The 21,014-nt window shown below is 73.6% G+C and carries 12 protein-coding genes and 1 pseudogene; 5 read left to right on the top strand and 8 right to left on the bottom strand.

Features of this window, described 5'->3' with window-relative positions; genetic code table 11:
- Nucleotides 1-257: 257 nt before the first annotated feature.
- Together CFP65_RS12705 and CFP65_RS12695 are read right to left on the bottom strand one after the other, a co-directional pair.
- A pseudogene (locus CFP65_RS12705) lies at nt 258-1,388 on the bottom strand (helix-turn-helix domain-containing protein); the annotation flags it as partial.
- A 1,402-nt stretch (nt 1,389-2,790) separates the two neighbouring features.
- Nucleotides 2,791-3,660 (bottom strand): HAD family hydrolase, encoded by an 870-nt coding sequence (locus tag CFP65_RS12695; RefSeq protein WP_254552365.1) that lies wholly within the window; start codon nt 3,658-3,660, stop codon nt 2,791-2,793.
- A gap of 653 nt (nt 3,661-4,313) precedes the next feature.
- Between CFP65_RS12695 and CFP65_RS12690 the strand changes: the two genes are divergently transcribed.
- Nucleotides 4,314-4,865 carry a universal stress protein gene (locus tag CFP65_RS12690; RefSeq protein WP_254552364.1) on the top strand — a complete coding sequence of 184 codons (552 nt, stop codon included), beginning with the start codon at nt 4,314-4,316 and terminating at the stop codon, nt 4,863-4,865.
- A gap of 240 nt (nt 4,866-5,105) precedes the next feature.
- Here CFP65_RS12690 and CFP65_RS12685 read toward each other — a convergent pair whose 3' ends face one another.
- From CFP65_RS12685 to CFP65_RS12670, 4 genes are all read right to left on the bottom strand, one after another.
- Nucleotides 5,106-6,296: an acyl-CoA dehydrogenase family protein gene (locus tag CFP65_RS12685; RefSeq protein WP_104816198.1), complete on the bottom strand. Its 1,191-nt coding sequence runs from the start codon at nt 6,294-6,296 to the stop codon at nt 5,106-5,108.
- 114 nt (nt 6,297-6,410) lie between these two features.
- The gene (locus tag CFP65_RS12680; RefSeq protein WP_104820831.1) at nt 6,411-7,346 is read right to left on the bottom strand and encodes a hydroxymethylglutaryl-CoA lyase; all 936 of its coding nucleotides are present in this window, start codon (nt 7,344-7,346) and stop codon (nt 6,411-6,413) included.
- Between the two features lie 71 nt (nt 7,347-7,417).
- Complete coding sequence (locus CFP65_RS12675) at nt 7,418-9,715, bottom strand: biotin carboxylase N-terminal domain-containing protein (protein WP_104816197.1); 2,298 nt, start codon at nt 9,713-9,715, stop codon at nt 7,418-7,420.
- A gap of 124 nt (nt 9,716-9,839) precedes the next feature.
- Nucleotides 9,840-11,549 carry a carboxyl transferase domain-containing protein gene (locus CFP65_RS12670; protein WP_254552363.1) on the bottom strand — a complete coding sequence of 570 codons (1,710 nt, stop codon included), beginning with the start codon at nt 11,547-11,549 and terminating at the stop codon, nt 9,840-9,842.
- Between the two features lie 127 nt (nt 11,550-11,676).
- Here CFP65_RS12670 and CFP65_RS12665 point away from each other — a divergent pair, with 127 nt between their 5' ends.
- The 3 genes from CFP65_RS12665 to CFP65_RS12650 all read left to right on the top strand — a co-directional run bounded on the left by CFP65_RS12665 (nt 11,677) and on the right by CFP65_RS12650 (nt 18,468).
- On the top strand, nt 11,677-12,333 hold the full coding sequence (locus CFP65_RS12665; protein ID WP_104816196.1) for a TetR/AcrR family transcriptional regulator: 657 nt from the start codon (nt 11,677-11,679) through the stop codon (nt 12,331-12,333).
- A gap of 453 nt (nt 12,334-12,786) precedes the next feature.
- Nucleotides 12,787-16,638: an ABC transporter ATP-binding protein gene (locus CFP65_RS12660; RefSeq protein WP_104816195.1), complete on the top strand. Its 3,852-nt coding sequence runs from the start codon at nt 12,787-12,789 to the stop codon at nt 16,636-16,638.
- Between the two features lie 480 nt (nt 16,639-17,118).
- Nucleotides 17,119-18,468: an MFS transporter gene (locus CFP65_RS12650; RefSeq protein ID WP_158702153.1), complete on the top strand. Its 1,350-nt coding sequence runs from the start codon at nt 17,119-17,121 to the stop codon at nt 18,466-18,468.
- A gap of 66 nt (nt 18,469-18,534) precedes the next feature.
- Here the strand turns inward: CFP65_RS12650 and CFP65_RS12645 are convergent, their stop codons facing one another.
- Nucleotides 18,535-19,413 (bottom strand): ATP-grasp domain-containing protein, encoded by an 879-nt coding sequence (locus CFP65_RS12645; RefSeq protein ID WP_104816192.1) that lies wholly within the window; start codon nt 19,411-19,413, stop codon nt 18,535-18,537.
- A 101-nt stretch (nt 19,414-19,514) separates the two neighbouring features.
- Between CFP65_RS12645 and CFP65_RS12640 the strand changes: the two genes are divergently transcribed.
- On the top strand, nt 19,515-20,006 hold the full coding sequence (locus tag CFP65_RS12640; protein WP_104816191.1) for an NUDIX hydrolase: 492 nt from the start codon (nt 19,515-19,517) through the stop codon (nt 20,004-20,006).
- Nucleotides 20,007-20,028: 22 nt separating this feature from the next.
- Here the strand turns inward: CFP65_RS12640 and CFP65_RS12635 are convergent, their stop codons facing one another.
- Nucleotides 20,029-20,811 carry a hypothetical protein gene (locus CFP65_RS12635; protein WP_104816190.1) on the bottom strand — a complete coding sequence of 261 codons (783 nt, stop codon included), beginning with the start codon at nt 20,809-20,811 and terminating at the stop codon, nt 20,029-20,031.
- Nucleotides 20,812-21,014: the final 203 nt, after the last annotated feature.

The raw sequence follows: 21,014 nt of genomic DNA, 5'->3' as shown, positions 1-21,014 counted from the left end.
GCCCCCACCGGGCTCGCGGACTGATGCCCGCTCACCTGATGGCCGGCCGGGTGGCCGGTGGCGTGCTGCTGACCGGCGGAGTGCTGGCCGGCCGGGGGCCGACCCTCCGACTCCGGACCGCGGCGCCGGGCCCCGGGGCCGGACTGCGGGGGCACCAGGGCCCGGCCGCGTCCCTGACCGCCTTGGCCCTTGGCGCCTGCCGGTCCGACGGCACCGGAGACCACGCCGCCCTGACCGGCTGCCCCGACGCCCGGACCGCCGCTGCCCGGCAGCCCGGCGCCGCCGGCCGATGCGGCCGCCCCGGACAGGCCCAGGCCCGCGCCGACGGCACCGACCAGCCCGGCCTGCCGCTCGCCCGAGAGCGCCTGCGCGGGCACGGCCGCGCTCGGCACCGGCCGCCGCGCCCGGTAACTGGTCCGGTACGTGGCGGGGGAGACCCCGAGCTGCCGCCGGAAGTGACCGCGCAGGGCCACCGGCGAGCGGAAGCCGCACCGGCGCGCCACGTCGTCCACCGAGAGTTCCGAGGTCTCCAGCAGCCGCTGTGCCTGGAGCACCCGCTGGGTGATCAGCCACTGCAACGGCGCGCTGCCGGTGAGCGTGCGGAACCGCCGGTCGAAGGTGCGACGGCTCATGTACGCGCGGGCCGCCAGCACCTCTACGTCGAACTGCTGGTTGAGGTTCTCCAGGGCCCAGGTCACGACCTCGGCGAGCGGGTCGTTGCCGATCTCTTCAGGTAAAGACTGATCGATGTACTGGGCCTGTCCTCCGCCGCCGCGTCGGCTCGGCACCACCAGGCGGCGGGCGAGCGCGTTGGCGGCCTCGGCGCCGTGGTCGCTGCGGACCACGTGGAGGCAGAGGTCGATGCCGGCGGCGGTGCCGGCCGAGGTCAGCACGTCGCCGTCGTCGACGAAGAGCTCGCGCGGGTCGACGTGCACCCGGGGGTACCGCTTGGCCAGCGTCGGCGCGTACATCCAGTGGGTGGTCGCGGGGCGGCCGTCGAGCAGGCCGGCGGCGGCGAGCACGAAGGCACCGGTGCAGAGGCCGATGATCCGGGCCCCCTCGTGGTGGGCCTTGCGCAGCGCGGCGATCGCCTCGACCGGGGGCGGCTGCGAGATCGAACGCCAGGCGGGCACCACGATCGTCCCGGCCCGGGCGAGCGCCTCCAGGCCGTACGGGGCGCTCAGGGTGAGGCCGCCGGTGGTGGCCAGCGGGCCGTCCTCACCGGCGCAGACCAGCAGGCGGTACCGGGGCACGCCCGCGTCCTGGCGGTCCACCCCGAAGACGGAGAGCGGGATCGAACTCTCGAAGATCGGCGCCCCACCGAAGATCAATACGGCCACGGTCTCCCGGCGCCGCCGCCCGGAGAGCTTCCGGGGCGCGGTCAGCACACCGGGGCCACTGGCCCCACCGCTCGCCCCCGCCGAACCGGCCGTCGCCGCACCGGTCAGCAACCCGCCTGCCCCGTAGCCGGCTTGACCGGGCCCGCCGCCTTGGGCGGAGCCGCCCAGCCCCGAGCCGCCCTGGCTCAGGCCGCTCTGTCCGAGGCTGCCCGGCCCGAAGCCGCCCGTGCCGAAACCGCCCTGGCCGAGGTGCGTTTGCGCTGCGTGCGCCTGAGTCGTGTGGCCCTGAGCTGCGTGGGCCTGAGCTGCGTGGGCTTGCAGTGCCTGGCTCTGCGCGGCGTGCCCCTGGCCGGAATGGCCCTGGCCGAGGTGGGCCGACTGCTGGGAGAGTGCGGCGGGGTGGTGCGGGCCACCGGACGAGGAACCGTGGCCCAGCGGGTGGGGCTGGTGGTGTACCGGGGGCTGGCCGTAAGCCTGCTGATGGGTCGGCAGGTGAGGCCTGCCGTGCGGAGTGGGCGGCTGAGCGGCTGCGATGGCCGAACCTCCGGTCGGGGAGCTGAGCGGGCCGCCGGGCTTGCCGCCGAGCGGGACTGAAGTCTGGTGGCTGGAAGGCGAGTTCAGTCTGTGTGCCGAGGAGTTCTCCACGCGCGGCCCGGGTCCGGCGCTTCGTGGGGCCTGGCTCACGGGGCCGGTCGGTGACTGGCTCCCGTCAGGACCCGTGTCGCTCCTGCTCACCCTGCTCAAGGCGTTCCAGCCCCCTCGGTGGTGTGGTGTGGTGGTGCCGCACTGCTCGCCAAGATCGAATCTATCGGGTGGACCGTTCCCGTTGTGACAAGTTCACCATCCGACGCTATGTCGACATGGCAATTTGGCGTGATGCATTCGATCACGAAGCGTGGCACCCGTCGACCCCTCTGGGAAGGGGGCCTGAGGAACGGTGGCTTGTTGTTGCACGACCCACCGGACGCCTGTGTGACAAGTCGATCCCCGACAAGGCGTCTGGGCTGGAGCTTTCCCCAACCTGACTTGTCCGAAGCGAGATTGACTGAAAATGAGCGGTTCGCGGGAGGGCGCGCGAGGTAGCGGCGTGCGCCTCCGCGAGCCCCCAAAGCGCTCTGTCACGGCCTTTCCGGCCCTCCCAGGGAGCAGCCGCCCCGAGCCACCCCCCTACGCCACGCCGACTCGAACTGGCCATCGGTGCACCCGTCGCCGTCGGCACCGATGCCCCACCGACCGGCGTCCCTCGGCCGACCCCGGAGAGTCGCCCCCGAAAGTCGCCCCGGAAGTTGCCAGGTGGGTCGCCACGGGGGTCCATGTCCGGGTCGGCTCGTCACTTTGTTGCCGCGCCCCGCGCTGATCGTTCGGCGCCGGTCACCTCGTGCTGGCCGCTCGGTGCGGAGGCCGCGCTGGCCGGTGCCGGTCGGGCCCGGTCGGGTCGGCGTGCGCGGGGCTACGGAGCCACGGCGCGGAGCCCGGCGCCGGTGCCGCCCGAGTTCAGGCGGGCGCCGGTGCCCAAGCGGACGGCTAAGCCCTCGGCGCCGCCGGCCGCTGCACTCAGCACCGCACCCGTACCCGTACCCGTACCCGTAGGTGTCCCCTGGCCCGCACGTCCGGCCACCGCCGAGCGGGCTCGGGCGAGCGAGCGGGCACCCGGGGCGGGGCGGGCGGCGAGCACCTGGCCGACCGCCTCCGGTAGTCCGGGGGCAGTGAACGTCGGGCGGTAGCCGGGCTCGGCCCACGGGCGGCCGTGATGGAGCCAGACGCTGCTGAGGCCGGCGAGTTCGGCGCCGGCGATGTCGGCGGGGGCGTGGTCGCCGATCATCCAGGCGTGGGAGGTCCAGTCGGGGGTCAGCGGGTAGCCGCACCGGCGGGCGGCGATCTCGAAGATCAACGGGTCCGGCTTGAGACATCGGGCCTCTTCGGAGATGACCCAGCCGTCGACCAGCGGAGCGAGCCCGGTGCGGCGGATCTTCTCCAACTGCGGCCGGGTGCCGCCGTTGCTGACGATGCCGATCGTCCAACCGGCGGCCCGGGCGGCCCGGAGTGCGGCTATGTGCGAGGACGGGCACTGGATGTGCGAGTTGATGCCCCGTCGGTAGTGGGCCAGCAGGAACTCGAGGGAGTGGTCCAGCTCGTAGCGCCGCTTCACGGCGCCGAGCACGGTGGAGCGGGGGACGTACCCGCCGCCGTCGAGGGTGGCGAACCAGCTCAGCTCGTCGGCGGGCAACCGGTGGTCGGCCAGGAAGTCCCGGGCCCACCCGAGGAACGCGGCGTCCCGGGGGAGGAGGGTGTTGTCGAGGTCCAGCAGCAGCAGCGGCATGCGCTGCATGGTGCCAGCGGGCCCGCCTATGCATGAGGCATTTGCCAGCTGACGGCCCGAACTGCCGTAAGTGGCCGAAAGCGGAGCGTCACGGGAGGTGCGGGCTGGTCGAGGGTTTCGCCGGTGGGCGCGCGGGGTGGCTGGTGGATGACAGTCGGATCACGTTGTGTGTCTGCCCTGTTGCGCGAATCGGCGGCCTCGGTCAAGCTCCAGGGAACTCCTCGGACGGGCGAGCGCACAGCGCCCGGAACGGGGCGTGAAACGGGCGGCGCGCGCATCCTCCGATCGCGGGATAGATGAGCGATTCGAGGCTCACTGCTGGGCTGGACCCCGCCCCCGTCGTACTCTGAAAGGAACAGGTCGCATTCGGTGGTGCTCGGCGGAGACCGGCTCGATGTCATGGGTGGACCTGTTGCCTGGGCAGCGTCGTCCTTTCCTGTCGGCCCATCTCACTCGAAGAGCTTTGAGCCATGGCTGGTTTTGAGCCCCCCAAGTCGGCCGGAGCGGATGCTGCCAGGCCGGTCGAGGAGTTTCCCCCCGCTGACCCGCGAGACCGGCGGCCTGCGGCCGCGTTCGTCCGCGACGTGGTGCGCCGCGGCTGGCGCCCACGACAGCGGAAGGGCAGCCCTGGGGAAGAGCGCACGGAGGGTGCGGTGACGGACGGTACGGGGTCGACGGTCGGCAGGTCCGGCGGGGTCGGTGGGAGTGGCGGTGCCGCCCGGGGCGAGGCCGGCGGCGCCGGTGACCCGGTGCTCGAGGGACAGGCCCTGCGGGCCTGCGACCCGGTGTTCCAGCACGGCGTGGTGGTCGGGTTCGACGGCTCGCTGTCGAGCGAGCGCGCGCTCGCGTACGCGGTCGGGATGGCCCGCCGGTCCCGCTGCGGGCTGGTGATCGTGCACGTGGCGAACCGACTGCCCACGACCGTCTGGGCCGGCTGCGAGCCCCCGGTCTTCGTGGACCTGCCGGACCACCGCACGGAGATCCTCGGCCTCGAACTGGCCTGCGCCGACTACCTGTCGGGCGTGCCGTGGATCCTGGTCGAGCGCGGCGGCGACATCTGCCACGAGATCGAGGAGGTCGGCCGGGAGTACGCCGCCGACGCCATCGTGGTGGGCTCCACGCACGGCATCCTCGGCAAGCTCTTCGGCTCGGTCTCCGGCCGGCTGGCCCGCCGGGCCAACCGCCCGGTCATCGTCATCCCGTAGCGCGAGCGAGCCCCTGGATCGGGGAGCGAGCGCCCGGACCAGGAAGCGATGCCCCGGGCCAGGGAGCGATCCCCCGGGTCAGGTGCGGCGGCGGAGCGGCCTTGCTGCCGCCGCCACACCCGACCTCGGTATTCGACCACCGGATCCCGACCAGCGGATCCGGACGATCGGCACCCGGGAGCCGATCGCCCGGGAGCCGATTGCCCGGGAATTGATGCCCGGGAATTCAGGGCGGGAAATTCAGGACGTGATGCCCAGCTCGCGGGCGATCAGCATGCGCTGAACCTCCGAGGTGCCCTCGCCGATCTCCAGGATCTTACAGTCGCGCCACATGCGGGCGACCGGGAACTCGTTCATGAAGCCGTAGCCGCCGTGGATCTGGGTGGCCTCGCGGGCATTGTCGACGGCTGCTTCGGAGGAGTAGAGCTTCGCGATGGCAGCCTCCTTCTTGAAGGGCTCGGAGTGCAGCAGCCGGGAGGCCGCGTCCCGCCAGGCGATGCGGGACATGTGCGCGCGGGTCTCCATGTCGGCGAGCTTGAACTGGATCACCTGGTTGGCGCCGATGGTCCGGCCGAAGGCCCGGCGGGCATTGGCGTACTGGACGGACTGGTCGACGCAGCCCTGGGACAGGCCGGTGGCCAGGGCGGCGATGGCGATGCGGCCCTCGTCGAGGATCCGCAGGAATTGGGCATATCCACGACCGCGCTCTCCGAGGAGATTGGCGGCGGGGACACGGCATTCGGTAAAGGACAGTTCGCGGGTGTCGGATGCATTCCATCCGACCTTCGAGTACTTCTTCGACACCTGGAACCCCGGGGTCCCGGTAGGCACGATGATGGAGGAGATTTCGCGGGTGGGCGAGACCTTTCCGCCGTCTTCACTCGAACGAGCGATCGGTTCGGTGAGTGCGGTCACCGTGACCAGGCCGGTGATGTCCGTGCCCGAATTGGTGATGAAGCACTTGGTGCCGTTGATGACCCACTCGTCGGTCTCCGCGTCGTAGCGGGCCGTGGTCCGGGTCGCGCCGGCGTCCGAGCCGCCCTCGGGCTCGGTCAGGCCGAAGCCGCCGAGCATCTCGCCGGAGGTCAGCTTCGGCAGCCACTCCCGCTTCTGCTCCTCGGTGCCGAAGCGGTAGATCGGCATCGCGCCCAGCGAGACGGCCGCCTCCAGGGTGATCGCGACCGAGGAGTCGACCCGGGCCAGCTCCTCCAGGGCGAGGCAGAGGGCGAAGTAGTCGCCGCCCATGCCGCCGTACTCCTCGGGGAAGGGCAGGCCGAACAGGCCCATCCGCCCCATCTCGCGCACGATCTCGTACGGGAACTCGCCCTGCTCGTAGAACTCGCCGATCTTCGGCGCGACGAAGTCCTGGGCGAACTCCTCGACGGTGCGGCGCAGATCCTCGTACTCGGCGTCCAAGCGGTGGTCGAGCATGGTCAGTCTCCTGGGTGCGAGGCCCGTGCGGCCGTGCCGCGACGGGAGAGCGGGGGCGCTGAGGGGGGCGCCCGAGGGTGGGAGCGTGCGGTCGGCCGAGGGCGCGACGCGAGGTCAGTCGGTGGTGCCCGCGAGGGCCTGGACGGCGCGGGACGGGCTGGGGCGGCCGAGCTGGCGGGCCATCCAGGAGCTGGTGGCCACCAGGGAGCGGAGGTCGACCCCGGTCTCGATCCCGAGGCCGTGCAGCATCCAGACCAGGTCCTCGGTGGCGAGGTTGCCGGTGGCGCTCTTGGCGTAGGGGCAGCCGCCCAGGCCGCCGGCCGAGGCGTCCACGGTGGTCACGCCGGAACGCAGCGCGGTCAGCGTGTTGGAGAGGGCCTGCCCGTAGGTGTCGTGGAAGTGGACGGCGATCCGCTCGACCGGCACCCCGGCCCGGACGAAGCCGTCCAGCAGCTCGGTGACCTGGCCGGGGGTGGCGACGCCGATGGTGTCGCCGAGGCTCAGTTCGGTGCAGCCGAGTTCGAGCAGCCGCACCCCGAAGTCGACCACCTGGGCGGCCGGGACCGGCCCCTCCCAGGGGTCGCCGAAGCACATCGAGAGGTAGCCGCGGGTCGGTACCCCGGCCTGCGCGGCCCGGTCCACGACCGGCCGGAACATCTCCAGCACCTCCTCCGCCGAGCGGTTGAGGTTGCGGCGGGCGAAGGTCTCGGTGGCGCTCGCGAACACCGCGATGTCGGTCACGCCGAGGTCGAGCGCCCGGTCCAGGCCGCGCTCGTTCGGCACCAGCACGGGCAGCCGGAGCCCGGGGTGGGCCTGGCGGAGGCCGTCGAGGCGCGGCACCAGCTGCTCGGCGTCGGCCAGCTGCGGCACCCACTTGGGGTGGACGAAGCTGGTCGCCTCGACGGTGCCGAGGCCGGCCGCCACCAGGCGGGTGATGAACTCGGCCTTCACCTCGACCGGGACGAGCGAGCTCTCGTTCTGGAGCCCGTCCCGCGCGCCCACCTCGTGGATCCGCACCCGGGCGGGCAGGCCGTCGGCGCGCACCGCCATCGGCAGGCCCAGGTCGAGCGCGTCGGGCTCGCGGGTGACCTCGGCGGCCGTGCCGCTCTCCTGGTGGTCCGTCACGACGACACCTCCTGACCGGCCTTGGCCGCCTCGGCGGGGGCGTCCGCGGCGGGCTCCTCGGCAGGGGTGACCACGGCGAGCACCTCCTCCATCGCCACGGTGCCGCCGGCGGTGGCCCGCAGCTCGGTGACCGTGCCGTCGTGCGGCGCGGTGATCACGTGTTCCATCTTCATCGCCTCCAGGACGAGCAGGGCCTGCCCGCGCCGCACCTGCTCGCCGAGGGCGGCCTTGACCACCGTCACGGTGCCCGGCATCGGGGCCGTGAGGGCGCCGTGGTGGGCGCCGCCGGCGGCCGACCGGTCGGTGACCGGGTCGTGCGGGTGGACGGCCCAGGCGTCGCCGTCGATGCCGAGCCAGGTCACCGCGCCGCCCGCCGCACCGGCGGCGCCGGGGGTGGTGTCGGCGGCGTGGGCGAAGGTGGTCTGCAGGCCGTCGACGGTCAGGTGGAGCCGGCCGGGGGTCCGGCCGGCCCGGGCGGTGCGGACCGGCCCGTCGCCCAGCCGGATCTCCAGCAGGGAGGTGGCATCGGCGGGAATATCGAAGGTGTCTGACGTGTTGTCAGTTCGCGTGGGCCGGACGGACACGGTGGCCGGATCGTGTCCCGGGAGGCGCAGCCGGTGCTGGGTCCAGGCTGCCTCGCCTCCCAGCCGCCAGCCCGAGGGCACGGCGAACGGGTTGGTCCACCCCGAGGCCGAGGCCGCCGGGGCCAGCGCCAGCTGCCGCGTCAGCGCGGCGGCGTAGTAGAGCAGTTCCAGACCGGACGCAACGGAAGGAGCACCCCCCTCGGCGGCAACACCATCAGCAGCACCCTCGGCAGCCCTTTCACCGTCAACCGTGGTGGTCAGCACCGCCGCGGGCGAGGCCAACAGCTCCGGCCGCTCCTCGACGGTCCGCTCGACCAGGCCGGTGTCGAGCCGACCGGCGACGACGTCCGGGTGGGCCAGCAGCCGCCGGAGGAATCCGGCGTTGGTGGTCACGCCGAGCACCCGGGTCTCGGCCAGTGCGGCGCGCAGGCGGCGGATCGCGGTCGGGCGGTCGGGCCCGTACGCGATCACCTTCGCCACCATGGGGTCGTACAGGCTGCCGATCTCGCTGCCGACGGCGACCCCGGAGTCGACGCGGATGCCCGGGCCGTGCGGCTCGTCCAGCGCCAGGATGCGCCCGCCCGTGGGCAGGAAGTCCCGGTCCGGGTCCTCGGCGCAGATCCGGGCCTCGATCGCGTGGCCCAGGAAGGAGAGGTCCGACTGCTCGAAGGAGAGCGGCTCGCCCGCCGCGACGCGCAGCTGCCACTCGACCAGGTCGAGCCGCTGCGGGTCGGGGGTGTCCGCTCCCACGGCGATGGCCAGCTCGGTGACGGGGTGCTCGACCTGGAGCCGGGTGTTCATCTCCATGAAGAAGAAGTCCAGGACGCCCTCGGGGGTCGGCCCCGACGGGTCGATGCCCGGCACGATGAACTCCACCGTGCCGGCCCCGGTGTAGCCGCACGCCTCGGCGGCGCGGACGGCGGCCGCACCCATCGCGGCCCGGGTCTCCGGGTTCAACAGGACGGAGGGAGCCTCTTCGATCAGCTTCTGGTGCCGGCGCTGCAGGCTGCACTCGCGCTCGCCGAGGTGGACGGTCCGGCCGTGGGTGTCGGCCAGGACCTGCACCTCGATGTGCCGGGGCTGGTCCACCCAGCGCTCCAGCAGCAGCGTGTCGTCACCGAAGGAGGTCCGGGCGACGCGCCGCGCCGCCGCAAGCTCGGCCGGCAGGTCGGCCGGGTCGCGGACCAGCCGCATGCCCTTGCCACCGCCACCGGCGGAGGGCTTCAGCAGCACCGGGTAGCCGATCTCCTCGGCCGCCGCGGTGAGTTCGGCGTCGGTCGGCGAGCCGCCCTGGCTGCCCGGCACCACCGGGACACCGGCGGTGCGCACGGCCTCCTTGGCGTTGATCTTGTCGCCCATCAGCTCCACCGCGGCCGGCGGCGGGCCGATGAAGACCAGCCCGGCCTCGGTGCAGGCCCGGGCGAAGGCCGAGTTCTCGGCGAGGAAGCCGTAGCCGGGGTGGATCGCCTGGGCACCGGTGCGGCGGGCCGCGTCCAGGATCTGCTCGGTGCGCAGGTAGGTCTCCACCGCGGTGCTGTCGCTGCGCCCGGCCGGGCCGAGTCGCACCGCGACATCGGCCTCGCGCACGTGCGGAGCCTCGGCGTCGGCGTCGCTGAAGACGGCGACCGACCGGACGCCGAGCCGGCGCAGGGTCCGGATCACCCGTACCGCGATCTCGCCTCGGTTGGCGACCAGAACAGTGTCGAACATGGGAGGCGTCCCTCCAGGGCGAGGACGAGGGTGGGGGCGGGGCAAGGGGTGGGGCAGGAAGAGGGGGGAGGAGCGGACGGGCCGGCCGCCCACGGGCCGTCAGGTCCCTTGGCCGGCCGACCGGTCACATCCGGAAGACGCCGTACGGCCGGGGCTCGGCCAGCGGGGCGTTGGCGCAGCTGCTGAGGGCCAGGCCGAGCACGGCCCGGGTGTCCATCGGGTCGATCACGCCGTCGTCCCAGAGCCGGGCGGTGGAGTAGTACGCGTTGCCCTGCCGCTCGTACTGGTCGCGGACGGGGCGCTTGAACTCCTCCTCCGCCTCGACCGGCCACTCCTCGCCCTGCTTCTCCAGCTGGTCCCGGCGGACGGTGGCGAGCACCGAGGCGGCCTGCTCGCCGCCCATGACCGAGATCTTCGCGCCCGGCCACATCCAGAGGAACCGGGGCGAGTAGGCCCGGCCGCACATCGAGTAGTTGCCCGCGCCGTACGAGCCGCCGATCACCACGGTCAGCTTCGGCACCCGGGTGCAGGCCACCGCGGTGACCATCTTGGCGCCGTGCTTGGCGATGCCGCCCGCCTCGTACTGGCGGCCGACCATGAAGCCGGTGATGTTCTGCAGGAAGAGCAGTGGGATGCCGCGCTGGTCGCAGAGCTCGATGAAGTGCGCGCCCTTGACGGCCGATTCGGCGAAGAGCACGCCGTTGTTGGCGACGATCCCGACCGGGTGCCCGTGGATCTTGGCGAAGCCGGTCACCAGGGTCGCGCCGTACTCGGCCTTGAACTCGGCGAAGCGGCTGCCGTCCACGATCCGGGCGATCACCTCGCGGACGTCGTACGGCGTGCGCGGGTCGACCGGCACCGCGCCGTACAGCCCGGCCGGGTCCACCGCCGGGGGCTCGGCCGGGGTGAGCGGCCAGGGGGCGGGGGTGCGCGGGCCGAGCCCGGAGACGATGGTGCGCAGGATGGAGAGCGCGTGCGCGTCGTCCTCGGCGAGGTGGTCGGTCACGCCGGAGGTGCGGGAGTGCAGTTCGCCGCCGCCCAGCTCCTCGGCGGTGACGACCTCGCCGGTGGCCGCCTTCACCAGCGGCGGGCCGCCCAGGAAGATGGTGCCCTGGTTGCGGACGATCACGGCCTGGTCGCTCATCGCGGGCACGTACGCGCCGCCCGCCGTGCAGGAGCCGAGCACGGCTGCCAATTGCGGGATGCCGGCGGCGGAGAGCCGGGCCTGGTTGTAGAAGATCCGCCCGAAGTGGTCGCGGTCGGGGAAGACCTCGTCCTGCATGGGCAGGAAGGCGCCGCCGGAGTCCACCAGGTAGAGGCAGGGGAGGCGGTTCTCCAGCGCCACTTCCTGGGCGCGGAGGTGCTTCTTGACCGTCATCGGGTAGTAGGTGCCGCCCTTGACGGTGGCGTCGTTGGCGACCACCACCACCTCGCGCCCGGCCACCCGGCCGATCCCGGCGATCACGCCGGCCGCCGGGGCGGCACCGTCGTAGAGGCCGTCGGCCGCCAGCGGGGCCAGCTCCAGGAACGGGGAGCCCGGGTCGAGCAGGGTGTCCACCCGCTCGCGCGGCAAAAGCTTGCCCCGCGAGGTGTGCCGGGCCCGGGCCTTGGCACCGCCGCCCTCGGCGGCCGTCGCGAGCTTCTGCCGGAGTTCGGCGACCAGGGCCCTGTGGGCGGCGGTGTTCGCCGCGTACGCCGCCGAGCCGGGGTCGGCCGAGCTCTCCAACCGGGGCGCCGGTGCGGCCGCGGCGTCGTACCCGCCGGGGGCGGCGCCGAAGGCCGGCTGCGGGCCGGCGGCCGGGTTCACGACCGTGCCGGAAAAGGTGGGGACCATCCCAAGAGCTCCCTTGCCCTCGGAGCCAGCTGAGCCGACGGACGGGTGGTCCGCCGACCAAGTTAGTGAGCGTTAACTCGTGCTACCAGGTTAACGGTCGATAACCCAGGTGTCTACGATGGATGTCATGTCGAACGGTCAGCCTGCCTCCGCGTCCGCGCTCCCTCGCCGCGACCAGATCCGCCGAGAGGCCGCCCGGCTGTTCGCCGCGCGCGGCTTCCTCGGTGTGGGGGTGGACGAGATCGGCAAGGCCGTGGGCATCAGCGGCCCCGGCCTCTACCGGCACTTCTCCGGCAAGGACGCGATGCTCGCCGATCTCCTCGTCGGCATCAGCGAGCGTCTGCTGGAGGAGGGGCGCCGCCGAGTGGGTGAGGCCGGGAGCGCCACCGGCGCGCTGGACGCCCTGATCGGCGGCCACGTCGACTTCGCGCTGAACGACCGCGACCTGATCATCTTGCACGACCGCGAGCTGCTGCACCTGAAGGAGGAGGACCGCCGCCGGGTCCGCCGCCTCCAGCGCGGCTACGTGGAGCTCTGGGTCGAGGTGGTCCGCGAGGCCTTCCCGCCGCTGGCCACCCCCGAGGCCGCCGCCACCGCCCGCGCCGCCGTCCACGCCGTCTTCGGCCTGCTCAACTCGACCCCGCACAGCGCCGCCCCCACCTCCACCGACGGCGACCGCGGCGGCCTTCGCCGCGAGGCGATGGCAGCCCTCCTGCACGACCTCGCCCAGGGCGCCTTCGCGGCCGCCGCCGAATCGGCCGACCGGGCCACCCGCGCCGCATGAACCCGTCGCCCGCGCCGCGCCAAGCCGGGCCACCCGCGGCGCGCCAAGCGGGCCGCCAGCGCCACGACAGCGACGACAGCCACGCCACCCGCGCCACCCGCGCCGCGCAGATCCGTCGTGTCGGCGTGCCGCCTCCGGCTCCCGCGTCGCCGGTCCGACCGGCCGGTCGGAGAGTCCGGGCCTAGGACCAAGTGCCGAGTCGGCCGGTCCGGTGGCCCGGTGCGCCCGGGTCTCGCTGCGCGGGAGGCTGACGGAGTAGTCGCGGAGTGGCCCCGCCGGGGAAGTTCGCACCTCGCCGCGCTGTTCGCTTGTCTACGTGTCCACTGTCGTTCGCGTGTCCACGGCCCGCTCCGGACCGACCCGCCGCGTCCCGGTCCGCTCCGGCGGCCCGGGCGGCCGGTCCGTTTCCGGGCCCGTGGACTGGCCCTGACGGAATGGTTAGTATCCCTAAATATGCCTGAGACTCAAGGATCTACGGCCGAACTTGCCCAAGGCACCGGCGCCCCCGGCAACGTCTCCGACCGCGCCTCGGAGCTCCGGCCGGCCACGCCGCTGACCACCCCGCCGTCCGACCGTCCGACGCCCACCGCCCCGCCCGAGGCCGCCGGGTGGCTCCGCCGCCTGTTCGGCTACTGCTGGCGCTACCGGCGCAACGTGCTGCTCTCCTTCGGCGCCTCGCTGATCGGCATGGCCGTGACCTCCGTCGTCCCGCTGATCACCAAGGTGATCATCGACGACGTCATCACCAGCCACACCCGCCCGCTCACCCCGTGGGCCGTCGCCCTGCTGCTCGCGGCCGCCGTGGTCTTCCTCTGTACCCAGGTCCGCCGTTACTACGGCGGACAGCTGGCCCTCGACGTGCAGCACGACATGCGGGCCGACCTCTTCCGCTCGCTCACCCGGCTGGACGGCGCCCGGCAGGACTCGCTGGACACCGGCCAGGTGGTCGGCCGGGCCACCTCCGACCTCCAGCTGGTCAACGGACTGCTCTCGATGCTGCCGATGATGACCGGCAACTTCCTGATGTTCGGCATGTCCGTGCTGGTCATGCTCTGGCTCTCCCCGACGCTGACCCTGGTCGCCGTGGTGATGGGCCCGGCGCTCTGGTGGTTCGTCACGCTGAGCCGCAAGAAGCTCTTCCCGGCCACCTGGGCGGCCCAGCAGGAGGCCGCCGTGGTGGCCGGCGTGGTCGACGAGGCCGTCGGCGGCGTCCGGGTGGTCAAGGGCTTCGGCCAGGAGGCTCAGGAGCGGGCCAAGCTGGAGCGCGCCTCGCGCGGGCTCTACGGCTCCCGGCTCCGCTCGATCCGCCTCAACAGCCGCTACACCCCGGCCATGCAGGCCATCCCGCCGCTCGGCCAGGTCGCGGTGCTGGCCCTCGGCGGCTGGCTGGCCGTGCGCGGGCAGGTATCGCTCGGCACCTTCGTCGCCTTCTCCACCTACGTCGCCCAGATGGTCGGCCCGGTCCGGATGCTCACCATGGTGATCACCGTCGGCCAGCAGGCCCGGGCCGGTGTCGAGCGGGTGCTCCAGCTGGTGGACGAGCGCCCGTACGTCCAGGAGCGCCCCGGCGCCGTCGACCTCGCCACCGCCGCCCCGGCGGGTTCCGCCGCGCTGGAGTTCGACCACGTGGACTTCCGGTACGGCGCGGAGCGGGCGGCCGACGGGCCGCTGGTGCTCCAGCAGTTCACGCTGCGCCTCGAACCGGGGGAGACGGTCGCCCTGGTCGGCGGCTCCGGCTCCGGCAAGTCCACCGTCGCCCAGCTGGTCTCGCGGTTCTACGACCCGACCGCCGGCGCCGTCCGGCTGCACGGCCACGACCTGCGCGAGCTCACCCTCGACTCGGTGCGCGCCGCGATCGGCATCGTGCCCGAGGACAGCTTCCTCTTCTCCGACTCGGTCAGCGCCAATATCGCCTACGGCCGGGCCGACGCCACCGAGGAGCAGATCCTGGCCGCGGCCCGCGCCGCCCAGGCCGACGGCTTCATCCGGGAGCTCCCGGATGGCTATGCCACCAAGGTCGGTGAGCAGGGGCTCACCCTCTCCGGCGGCCAGCGGCAGCGAATAGCCCTGGCTCGGGCGATCCTCAGCGACCCCGGCCTGCTGCTGCTCGACGACGCCACCTCGGCGGTCGACCCGCAGGTGGAGGCCGAGATCCACGAGGCGTTGCGCGCCGTGATGGCCGGCCGCACCACCCTGCTGATCGCCCACCGGCAGTCCACCCTCCAGCTCGCCGACCGGATCGCCGTGCTGGAGCACGGCCGCCTGATCGACCTCGGCACCCACGCCGAACTCGAAGCCCGATGTCCCCAGTACCGCGCGCTGATCACCGACCCCGACGGCGGCCTGACCGCCCCGGGCACCGCCGGTGCCGCACCGGTCGAGCCGGTCACGAAGGGGACCAAGGCGGCGACGGCGACGAGGTCGGCCGAGGCCGCGAAGGCCAAGAAGGCCGCCACCGGCGGCGCCGACACCGACCTGCTGGCCAAGGTCGCGGCACTTCCGCCCGCCACCGACACGCCCGACATCCCGGTCGCCGAGGCGGAGGCCGCCGACCGCGACTTCAGCCTGCTCCGCCTGCTCGCCCCCTTCCGGGCCCAGCTGGGCCTCGCCCTGGTGCTGCTCGCGCTGGACGCCGCCGCCGGCCTGGCGATCCCGGTGCTGATCCGGCACGGCATCGACGACGGCGTCAGCAAGGCCGCGATGTCGGGGGTGACCGTGGCGGCGCTGGCCGCCCTCGTCGTGGTGCTGCTCGACTGGCTGGTGCAGAGCGCCGAGACCCGGGTGAGTGGTCGGACGGGTGAACGGGTGCTCTACACCCTCCGCCTCAAGATCTTCGCCCACCTCAACCGGCTCGGCCTCGACTACTACGAGCGCGAGCTCTCCGGCCGGATCATGACCCGGATGACCACCGACGTGGACTCCATCTCCTCGTTCCTGCAGACCGGCGTGGTCACCGCCGTGGTCAGCCTGCTGACCTTCTTCGGCATCTTCGTCGCGCTGCTGGTGATCGACCCGGAGCTGGCCCTGGTGGTCTTCGCGGTGCTGCCGCCGCTGGTGATCGCCACCCTGGTGTTCCGCCGCAAGTCGACCCAGCAGTACCAGATCTCCCGCGACCTGATCAGCACCGTCAACGCGAGCCTCCAGGAGAACGTCGCGGGCATGCGGATCGTCCAGGCCTTCCGCCGCCAGGAGACCAACACCGAGCGCTTCCTCGCCTCCGGCCTCGAGTACCGCAACGCGCGGGTCCGGGCGCAGCTGTACATCTCGCTGTACTTCCCGTTCGTGCAGTTCCTCTCCAGCGTGGCCGCCGCGCTGGTGCTGATCGTCGGCGCCTCGCGGGTCGACTCCGGCACCCTCACCATCGGCGCCCTGGTGGCGTACCTGCTCTACATCGACCTGTTCTTCGCCCCGGTCAACCAGCTCTCGCAGATCTTCGACGGCTACCAGCAGGCCTCGGTGGGCCTCGGCCGGATCCGGGACCTGATGCGCACCCCCTCCAGCACCCCGGACGCGGCGGAGCCGGTCGCGGTCGAGAAGCTGCGCGGCGAGGTGCGCTTCGAGAACGTCAGCTTCGCCTACAACGGCGGGGCCGAGGGCAGCCCGGAGGTGCTCTCCGGCATCGACCTGCACGTGCCGGCCGGGCAGACGGTCGCCCTGGTCGGCGAGACCGGCGCGGGCAAGTCCACGCTGGTCAAGCTGGTCGCCCGGTTCTACGACGCGACCGGCGGCACCGTCCGGGTCGACGGCACCGACGTCACCCGGTACGACCTCGCCGGGTACCGGCACCGGCTCGGCGTCGTGCCGCAGGAGGCGTACCTCTTCGCCGGGACGGTCCGCGAGGCCATCGCGTACGGGCGGCCGACGGCCACCGCAGCCGAGGTGGAGGCGGCGGCCAAGGCGGTCGGCGCGCACGAGATGATCACCGGCCTGACCGACGGCTACGACCACGAGGTCACCGGCCGCGGCCGCAACCTCTCGGCCGGCCAGCGCCAGCTGATCGCCCTGGCCCGGGCCCAGCTGGTCGACCCGGACGTGCTGCTCCTGGACGAGGCCACGGCCGCCCTCGACCTGGCGACCGAGGCCGCCGTCAACCACGCCGCCGACCAGCTCAGCGGCGGCCGGACCACCCTGGTGATCGCCCACCGCCTGACCACCGCTCAGCGCGCCGACCGGATCGTCGTACTGGACCACGGCCGGGTGGTGGAGGACGGCGCGCACGAGGAACTGCTGGCGCGCGGCGGCGCGTACGCCAAGCTCTGGGCCGCCTTCGTAGGCGATGCCCACGGGGCTCACCACCAGGCCTGACCAGGGCCGTTCGATCACGGAGCGATATCGGCTGGGCCCCAACTGCGCAGACCCGCCCGGAACCCCTCACCAGGGGCCCGGGCGGGCTGGTAGACAGTGCGTGCACACCCGGCCTCCACCGGGCGCATCCCCCGCACCGCCCCCGGTCGAGAGGCCACCCCCATGTCCTCGCGCTCCCGCGAGACGGGGCGCCCACCAGCGCACCAACTCCCCACCCCGGCCGCCCCACTCCACTCCCGGACGGCCCGCCCGAGGTTTCCCCGCTCCACCGCAGCGCGCTCCGCCTCGTCGCGGTCGGGCGCATCCCGTTCCGCAGCGCCCCGGTCCGTCTCGCTGAGCGTCGACGTGTCCCGTCCGGACAGCTCCCACCGGGGCAGGGCTGGCAGGCCGACCGGGTCGTTGCGGCGGCGCGTCCGGCGGACGGGCGTGCACCGGGCCCGACCGGTCGCCACCGCCCGCCCGGCCTTCCCACTGGCGCTGGTGGCACTGTTCTCCGTCGGCTACCTCCCGGCGTACCTGCTCCCGGTGGTCGTCGCGCGGGTGGTCACCGACCTCGGGGTGACGGCCACTCAGGCGGGCGCGGTGGGCAGCGGCCTCCTGCTCGCCTCGGCCGGCGCCGGACTGCTGCTCGCCACGCGGGTCCGTACCATCGGCGCCCGCCGCCTGGCCCGCGCCGGCCTGACCCTGCTGATCCTCGGCTTCGCCCTGGCCGCCGTCGCCCCGAGCCTGCCGCCCCTGATCCTCGGCTGCCTGCTCGGCGGCCTGGGCACCGGCACGGTGGCCGCCGTCGCGGGCGTCGGCATCGCCGCGGCCGACCAACCGCACCGCCTCTCCGCCCACGGCCTGCTCGCCGCCTCGGCCACCGCCGCCGGCCTCTTCCTCGCCCTGCCCCACCTCCCGGGCGGCCACGCCCTGCCCTTCGCGGCCCTCGCCACCTACGGCGCGGCCACCCTCCCCACCCTCGGCCGCCTCCCGGGCACCCCTCCTCACCCGAGCCCTTCCCGTGGGACGCGCGACCCCGACCAGCCCGCCGACCTCCGTCCGTCTCTCCCGTGTCCGTCTCTCCCGTGTCCGTCTCTCCCGTGCCCGTCCCACCTGCCCCGCCGTGCCGCCGGCACGGCCCTCGCCCTCGGCATGGCCGCCTGGTCCATGGCACAGAACGCCCTCTGGGGAGTGAGCAGTCAGATCGGGCTGCACCGCGTGGGGTTGAGCGAGTCCACGCTCGGGCTGGTCTTCGCGGCCGCGCTCGGCGGCGGACTGCTCGGTGTGCTCGCGGCGGCCGCCCTTGGCACCCGTCTGGGCCGGGCGGTGCCGATCGGCGCCGGGACGGCGGTGATCGCGCTCTGCGTGGCCACCGCCGGCAGTGCGCAGATGCCGGTGCCGTTCGCCACCGGCGAGGTGCTCTGGAACTCGGTGTACCCGCTCGTCCTGACCCATCTGCTCGGCCTCGCCGCCGCACTGGACCGGGCCGGTCGGTGGGCGGTGCTGGTCGGGGCGGCCTCCTCGCTCGGAGTCGCCTGCGGTCCGGTGGCCGGGGCGGCGCTGGCCGGCACGGCGGGGTTCCCGGCCACCGGGTTGGCCCTCGACGGGCTGCTCGCGGCGGTCGCCGTCCCCCTCACCGCCGTCGCCCGCCGCTCCGCCGAACCGTCGGCCGAGCCCGAACACCGGCTCTCGGCACCCCACCCCTTCATCCCCCGTCAGACCGGCCAGGCCAATCCCCCCGAACCAGTCCCCGAGCCAGCCCCTGAACCCACTTCCGTTGCGGCAGCCGGCCTGCCGGTCCGGGCACTCGGCCGTCTCCACACCCACCGGAGCGCCGTCACCCCGTGACCACCTCGCTCACCGCAGTACCCCTTTTCTGCCCCCCTTTCTGCTCTCGAGCCGTCACCCTCACCGCTACGCGGCGATGAGCGAGGCCAACAGCCCGGTCGCGTCCACCCCGCGCGGCAGGTCGCTCACCTGACCGTCGCCCACCTCGACCACCCGCCAACCGCCCCCGTCGGCCCGCTGCGCGAGGTCGGTGGTGACGAACCGGCAGCCCAGCCGCCGGACCAACGGCCGCACCTCGGTGAGGTCGGGCTCCGGATCGCTGCCGGGGCAGTCGGGGTGCGGACCGGTCAGCACGGGCTCGCCGTCCAGCCACCAGACCCGTGCCTCCACGGCCCGGCCGACCTCGTCCCGCACGTAGTGTTCGAACCGGCGCAGCACCACTCCGCCGGTGAGCGAGTCCTCCTGCAGGGCCACGAACCGGGAGACCACCCGGGCCAGGCCGTCCAGGTCCGCCAGGTCCGGTACGTAGCAGGCCTCGGCCCACTCGTGCTTGCGCGACTTCACGTAGTCCTTCACCACGGCCGGGCCGCGTCCGCCCAGCCGGGCCGCCAACTCGGCCAACGCCGCCGGCCCGGGCGCACCGCCCGGTGCCCACGTGCTCGTGGGTGTCGCACCTTCGAACACCGAGTACCAGCCGGGCAGTTCGTGCGCGTCGGCGTAGGAGGGCGGCGAGGTCAGCAGGGTGCAGTCCCGGCCGGACAGCTCCGCCGCGAGCGCGGCGTACGCGCCCGTCGGCATCATCCAACCCCGGTACCAGAGCGGCCCGGTGCCCCTCGGCACCCGTGACACGGCCTCCGCGACGGCGCCGGCGGTCAGTGCGTCGTGGTCCAGCAGGACGTACTGGCCGCCGAGTTCGCGGACCAGTTGGGCCTCCCACACGTAGTGGGGATCGGGCCGCTTGGGGGCCAACGGGTCGGAGGGCAGCAGGATCACCGGTACGGGCATGCGGCACAGCGTAGGGCGGCGACCGGTCCGACCGGGGCCGATCGCCGCCCGGACGCGCACCGACGAGTGACACCGCTGCGCTGCTCTGGGAGGGTGGCCGGATGCGAACTCCCCGACAGGCAGCGCGAACCGTCGTCCTGGCGCCGGATGGTGCCGTCTTCCTGCTCCGCTCGGACAACGTGGAGGTCGGCGTCCACTGGGCCCCGCCCGGCGGCGGGATGAAGCCGGGGGAGACCCCGGACCAGGCCGCCCGTCGCGAACTCGCCGAGGAGACCGGCTGGCAGGACCTCGCCCCGGGCGTCCTGCTCTGCACCTGGGAGCACGACTTCACCTGGCACGGCACCCCGGTCCGCCAGCACGAACACGTCTACCTGACCCGCGGCCCCCACCGCGCGCCCATCGGCGACCTGAGCGAGGCCCACCAGACCGACCGCATCCTCGGCTGGAGCTGGTGGACCGAGCCCGAACTCACCGCTCCGGACGCCGACGCCCTCTGGCCCCCACAACTGCCGACCCTGCTCGCCGCAGCCCGGCAGCAGTGGCCCACCGGCACCGCACCCGTCCACCTGGGGTACATCCCGAACCGCTCCTGACCTCGCCGCCTGTTCGGCGGCGCTAGCGGGAGGTCCGTCGCGCGGCGGGTTCGGGGCGCCACTCGGCCAGGTCGAGCTCGCGGTCGTGCATCGCTTCCGGGTTCATCCGTACGGTCAGCCGGGCTCCCGGGAGCTGTTCGGAGGGCAGCCCGGTCTCGCGCAGCAGCAGTTCGGTCGGCACCGACACCGCGATCGCGGCGCGCCAGGAGGGGAGCACCACCAGGCTGGTGCCGCGACCGACCCGGACCACCTGGGCCTGCACCCGGCGCGGCGCCCGCTGCTCGGGCTGGCCGGGTGGCTCGGTGTAGCTGGGGGAGGCGCCGATCAGGATGCCCAGCGGGGCGGAGACGGCGGAGTCGGCCACGTCCGCCGCGCCGGCCACCTGGGTGGTGACGGTGACGACCGTCGCCGTGGCGGGTGTCGTGCCCGGCCAGCTCCCGGCCAGCGCGGCCGTACCCTCGGGTCCGTCGCCCTTCGGGTGCAGCCGACTGAGCCGCCGGGACGGCGTCGGCCGTCGGACCCGTCGGAGCTGCTCCAAGGCCGGTGGCATCTGTGGGTCCTGGTCGTCCGGCGGCAGCAGCACCCCGGCCGATCGAAGCAACTCCCGGACCTCGGCCGGAGACTGATGGGAGGCCACCGCGAGCCCGTCGATGTCCGCCCCGCGCTCGTACGCCGCGCGCAATCGGGTGGCCAGGCCCGACAGCAGGTTGGCCGCGGTGACGGCCTCGGCATCCAACCCGCGCGAGCTGGCTGAGGACGACTCCCCCCTGGAGTCGTCCCGCGCGGTCCGGTCGAGCGTGGTCATCGGTGTGGGCCCTCCGAGATGTCTTTCGGATGATCCTCCCGTAGAAGCGGGTGTCGGCCAAGGGTCGAGCCCGCTCCCGAACCCGTCTCCAGCGGCCGCTGACGCCCGCAGAACCCTTGCTGCCAAAGGGCCGTTCGTGTTCTGCATACCGCGCAAGCCCTGACCCAAGCCTGACGAGCCCATGGGGCTGCCTTTGCCAACGA

Source organism: Kitasatospora sp. MMS16-BH015 (assembly GCF_002943525.1).
Lineage (GTDB): Bacteria > Actinomycetota > Actinomycetes > Streptomycetales > Streptomycetaceae > Kitasatospora.
The sequence above is the reverse complement of the archived record's forward strand: the minus strand, read 5'-3'. Positions and strand labels throughout refer to the sequence as shown.